The sequence below is a fragment of the Kitasatospora sp. NPDC059722 genome (genome assembly GCF_042733235.1).
GTDB lineage: Bacteria > Actinomycetota > Actinomycetes > Streptomycetales > Streptomycetaceae > Kitasatospora.
Genome location: NZ_JBHWGD010000028.1, coordinates 1 through 5,190, shown reverse-complemented (window position 1 = coordinate 5,190; position 5,190 = coordinate 1). Strand labels below are relative to the sequence as shown.

Below are 5,190 nucleotides of genomic sequence, written 5' to 3'. Positions count from 1 at the left end.
GCGCCCCGCCGCGGGGGGGGGGGGGCCGGGGGGGCCCCCCCCCGGGACCCGGGCGCGGCCCCGGCGCGGGGGGCGCGCGGGGCCCCCCCCCCCGACCTGCCGTTCACCCGGCCTTCGCCGACGGAACTCTTGTGTGGGCATCGTCAACTGCGGGACAGTGACGGCCAATCACCCGCCCCTCCGAGGAGAATCCGTGCGTCTGTCACGCCTCGCCACCGGCCTCGCCGCCGCCGTCGCCCTGCTCTGCGGGCCCACCGGCGCCGTCGCTCCCGCAAGCGCCACCGGCACCGCCGGCACCGCCGCCGCGGCGCAGCCCGCCGCGGCCACGGCCGCCGTTCCGCGGCCCGACCACGTCGTGGTGGTGCTCTTCGAAAACACCTCGGAGAGCTCCATCGTGGGCAACCCACAGGCCCCGTACTTCAACCAACTGGCCAACACCGGCGCGAACTTCACCAACTCCTTCGCGATCGAACACCCCAGCCAGCCGAACTACCTGGACCTGTTCTCCGGCTCCAACCAGGGAGTCACCGACGACTCCTGCCCGCACAGCTTCAGCACCGACAACGAGGGCGCCCAACTCATCGCCAAGGGCCTGACGTTCAAGGGCTACTCGGAAAGCCTGCCCTCGGCCGGCTCGACGGTCTGCACCTCGGGCAAGTACGCGCGCAAGCACGTCCCGTGGACCAACTTCACCAACGTGCCGGCCTCCGCCAGCCTGCCGTTCACCAGCTTCCCGACCGACTTCACCCAACTGCCCACCGTCTCCTGGGTGATCCCCAACCTCTGCGACGACATCCACGACTGCTCGATCCCCACCGGCGACACCTGGCTGAAGAACAACCTGGACGCCTACGTCCAGTGGGCCAAGACCCACAACAGCCTGCTGATCACCACCTTCGACGAGGACGACAGCGCCGGTCCCAACCAGATCGCCACCTTCTTCAACGGCCAGCAGGTCAAGCCGGGCACCTACACCGAGCAGATCGACCACTTCAGCGTGCTGCGCACCATCGAGGACATGTACGGCCTGCCGTACGCCGGTGCCGCCGCCCAGGCCACACCGATCACCGACGCCTGGAACACCGGCACCACCGGCGGCGTCAGCGTCACCGCGCCCGGCAACCAGGCCGGCACCGTCGGCACCCCCGCCTCCCTCCAGATCCGGGCCACCGACACCGCCGGCGGCACGCTGGGCTACGCCGCCACCGGTCTGCCGGCCGGACTGTCGGTCAACGCCTCCACCGGCCTGATCAGCGGCACCCCGACCACGGCCGGCGCCTCCGCCGTCACCGTCACCGCCACCGACTCGACCGGCCCGTCCGGTAGCACCTCGTTCACCTGGACGGTCAGCCCGGCCGGCACCGGCTGCCCGTCGCCCGGCCAGCTGCTCGGCAACCCGGGCTTCGAGAACGGGAACAGCCCGGCGCCGTGGAAGGCGACCTCCGGCGTGATCAACAACGACCTGGCCAGCGAGCCCGCGCACAGCGGCAACTGGGACGCCTGGCTGGACGGTTACGGCTCCGCGCACACCGACACGCTCAGCCAGAGCGTCACCGTCCCGGCCGGCTGCAAGGCCGCGCTCGGCTTCTGGCTCCACATCGACACGGCCAAGACCACGGGCACCGCCGACGACACGCTCACCGTCACCGCCAACGGCAGCACCCTGGCCACCTACTCGAACCTCGACGCCGCCAACGGCTACACGCAGCGGACCCTCGACCTGTCCGCCTACGCCGGCAAGAGCGTCACACTGACGTTCACCGGCGTGGAGAACTCCTCCGCCGACCAGACCGGCTTCGTCATCGACGACACCACGCTGAACGCCTCCTGACCGGCACACCCGACCGACACACCCGACCGGCACGCCGGGGCCGTGCCCGCATCCGGGCGCGGCCCCGTCACGTGATGGCGGTGTCGAGGAGGGCCTCCAGGGCCGGGCGGTGGCGGGGCGCCGCGGTAGGAGCCGAACCCCGCGTCCGGGCCCCGGGCGGCCGCGGAAGCGGATCACGTTACGGTCTGATCATGCTTCAGAAAGCTCGCGCCGCCCTGATATCGGCGCTCCTCCTGGCCCCCCTGGTCGCGGCCACCCCGGCCGCTCCGACCGCCACGGCCACCGTCGCCCCATCCGATCCCCAGGCCACCGCGGCCACCGGCCGGGTGCTCGACTGGCTGTCGCACCTGCCGGGCCGGGCCGGCAACCGGGTGGTCTCCGGCCTGTTCGCCGGCTACAGCGGTTCCGCCTTCTCGCTCAACCAGACCGAGGACCTGAAGGCCCAGACCGGCCAGTACCCCGGGCTGATCGCCTGCGACTACGGCTCGAACGGCAGCTCGACCATCGACTCCTCCTGCAACGCCGACCTGAAGAACTGGTCGGCCAGGGGAGGCCTGGTCTCCGTCAGCGTCCACGCGCCGAACCCGGTCCAGCCGGGACTCCAGGGCCTCTACACCCACCTGGACGGCTTCCAGCAGCTCACCGACCCCACCACCACCGTCGGCGCCGCCTGGCAGCAGACCCTCGACAGGATCGCCACCGGCCTCGCCGACCTGAACGGCGCCGGCGTCCCCGTCCTGTTCCGCCCGTTCCACGAGATGAACACCTCCGGCGCGGGCGCCTTCTGGTGGAGCGGCCAGGACCGGGCCGCCTACATCTCCGCCTGGCAGTACACCTACCGCTACCTCACCCAGACCAAGGGCCTGCACAACCTGCTCTGGGTCTACTCCCCGCTCTGCGGCGCCGGCGACCGCGCCGCGTACTACCCCGGCGACGCCTACACCGACGTGGTCGGCCTCGACTGCTACCCGACCGACCCGGCCGCCGCCCAGGGCTACGGCGAACTGACCGCGCTGCACAAGCCGTTCGCCTTCGCCGAGATCGGCCCGCCGAACGACCCCGCCACCCACGTGCCCGCGCCCGCCGCTTACGACTACGGCCGCTGGGCCGACGCGATCCGCACCCGGTTCCCGGCCACCACCTACTTCCTGGCCTGGAACGACAAGTGGAGCCCCACGGTGCAACTCGGCGCCCCGGCACTGATGAACGACCGGTGGACGCTCAACCTGGGCGGGATCGACCCGTCCGCCACGACCGACCCGGCCGGGCCGCCGCGCCCGCCCGCACCGGGCACCGTGCTGGAGGGCTTCGAGGACGGCCCGGACGGCTGGGGCGGCTGGCAGACCCTCAACGGGCCCTGGACGGTGAACGAGTGGGCCTCCCAGCAGAGTCACTCCCTCAAGGCCGACGTCGACCTCACCCGCCCGGAGACCTACCTCAACAAGGTCGCCCGCCAGGACCTCAGCGCCTACAGCACGCTCTCCGTCGACGCCCGCACCGCCCCCTGGGGCAACCAGGCCGCCGGCACGACCGCCAAGCTCTACCTGCGCACCGGCGCCAACAGGACCTGGTACGACAGCGGTTCCACCGTGGTCGGCCCGGACGGCGCCGTGCTGACGATGCCGCTCGCGGGCGTGACCGACCTCGCCGACGTCGAGGAGATCGGGGTCCGCTTCGCCCCCGCGCCGGGCGCCTCCGGCCAGAGCTCGGTGTACATCGACAACCTGACCGCCACCACCCCGGCGAGCACCCTCGGCGACTTCGAGACCGGACCCGACGGCTGGGGCGCCTGGCAGATCAAGAACGGCCCCTGGCCGGTCACCGAGTGGGCCGCCCAGGGCACCCACTCCCTCAAGGCCGACGTCCAACTGGAGAGCGGCGAGGCCTTCCTGCTGCGCCACTACGCCACCCCGGCCGACCTGACCGGCAACCTCACCCTCACCGCGACCGCCCGCACCGCCCCCTGGGGCAACCAGGCCGCGGGCACCAAGGCCAAGCTGTACGTGAAGGCCGGTGCCGGCTGCGACTGGTACGACAGCGGCACCTACCCGGTCGACGCCGACGGCACCCGGCTGTCCTTCAACCTGGCCGCCGTCCCCGACCTCACCAGGGTCTGCGAACTCGGCGTCGACTTCGTCCCGGCCGACGGGGCGACCGGCCAGTCCTCCGTCTACGTTGACGCGGTGTCCATGCGCTGAGCCCCCTGCGCCCCCACCCGGGAGGCCGCCGCCCCGCGACGGGACGGCGGCCTCCCGCGCCTTCGCGCCGGCCGCTCCGCCCGCCCGGTGCCGCCGATTTTCTGTTATGCCAATTGACACAACCTCAGTGCCGTCCCTAGGGTCTCCTGGCATGGACGAGGTCAAGAAGCGCGGCCGCCCCCGGAAGGACCCCGCGCAGCTGGCGCGGTGGACTCCCCCCGAGGGGTGGTCACGGCTGGTCGCCTGGGTGTCGCCCGAGGAGAAGAAGGCCCTCAAGCACGTGGCGGTCGAGGCGGAGGTCTCGGTCGCCGACCTCGTCCGCGCGCTCGCGGGCGGTCTGGCCGCCGGGGCGATCACACACGAGGAACTGCTGGGCCACGTCAGAAAGGGCATCCAGGTCATGGAGAAGATCCCGACGCTGTTCGACCGGGACGACGCCTTCCGCGTCGTCGACCGGCCCCGCGCCGAATGCGCGTGGGTCTTCGAGGGCGAGGGAGTGCCGACCGAGAAGCTGGACGGCACCAACGTCCGCCTCACCGTCCGCGCCGGACGGCTGGTCCGGGTGGAGAAGCGCCGCAACCCGACGAAGGCCCAGAAGCAGCAGGGCATCCGGGACGGCTGGTACGTCGACACCGACGAGCAGGCCGCCGAGGACAAGTGGATCATCGCCGCCGCCCACGCCACCGACACCACCGCCTGGCCCGACGGCGAGCACTCCTGCGAGGCCCTCGGCCCCCGCATCCAGGGCAACCCGCTCGGTGTGACCGAGCACCACTGCGTCCCCTTCAACCTCCAGGTGCCGGTCTACCAGGACGTGCCCCGGACCTACGCGGGCCTGCGCGACTACCTGGCCGAGATGGAGAGCCGCTACACCCCGGGCGCGCTCGCGGAAGGCATCGTCTTCCACCACCCCGACGGGCGCCGCGCCAAGATCAAGCGCAAGGACTTCCCCAAGGCCGCCTGACCCGCGCCCGCTCGGGGAGGGCGGCACAGGGACCCCGCGCCCGCCTCGTTCTGCCATGATCGTCAGGTTGACGGACCGTGAGCCGGGCGGGGGGGGGCCGGCGGGCGGGGGGGGGGGGGCCGGCCGCGCCCCCGGGGGGGGGGGGGGGGGTAGTAAAACAAAATGCGGGCCCCGACCAAGACACGGTGGTTAAGGGT

The 5,190-nt window shown here is 72.4% G+C and carries 3 protein-coding genes; all 3 read left to right on the top strand.

Annotation, left to right across the window (positions count from 1 at the left end; genetic code table 11):
- The first annotated feature begins 193 nt into the window (after window positions 1-193).
- A complete protein-coding gene (locus ACFV4F_RS19375; RefSeq protein ID WP_380503945.1) occupies window positions 194-1,831 on the top strand; it encodes an alkaline phosphatase family protein in 1,638 nt (545 codons plus the stop codon).
- A 191-nt stretch (window positions 1,832-2,022) separates the two neighbouring features.
- Window positions 2,023-4,029 (top strand): glycosyl hydrolase, encoded by a 2,007-nt coding sequence (locus ACFV4F_RS19370; RefSeq protein ID WP_380503942.1) that lies wholly within the window; start codon window positions 2,023-2,025, stop codon window positions 4,027-4,029.
- 151 nt (window positions 4,030-4,180) lie between these two features.
- Entirely contained in the window at window positions 4,181-4,993 is an 813-nt protein-coding gene (locus ACFV4F_RS19365) for a hypothetical protein (protein WP_380503939.1), read from the top strand.
- The last annotated feature ends 197 nt before the right edge of the window (window positions 4,994-5,190 follow it).

Coding starts and splice junctions, on each gene's coding strand:
- ACFV4F_RS19370 (WP_380503942.1), top strand. CDS start 2,023: ATGCTTCAGAAAGCTCGCGCCGCCCTGATATCGGCGCTCCTCCTGGCC.
- ACFV4F_RS19365 (WP_380503939.1), top strand. CDS start 4,181: ATGGACGAGGTCAAGAAGCGCGGCCGCCCCCGGAAGGACCCCGCGCAG.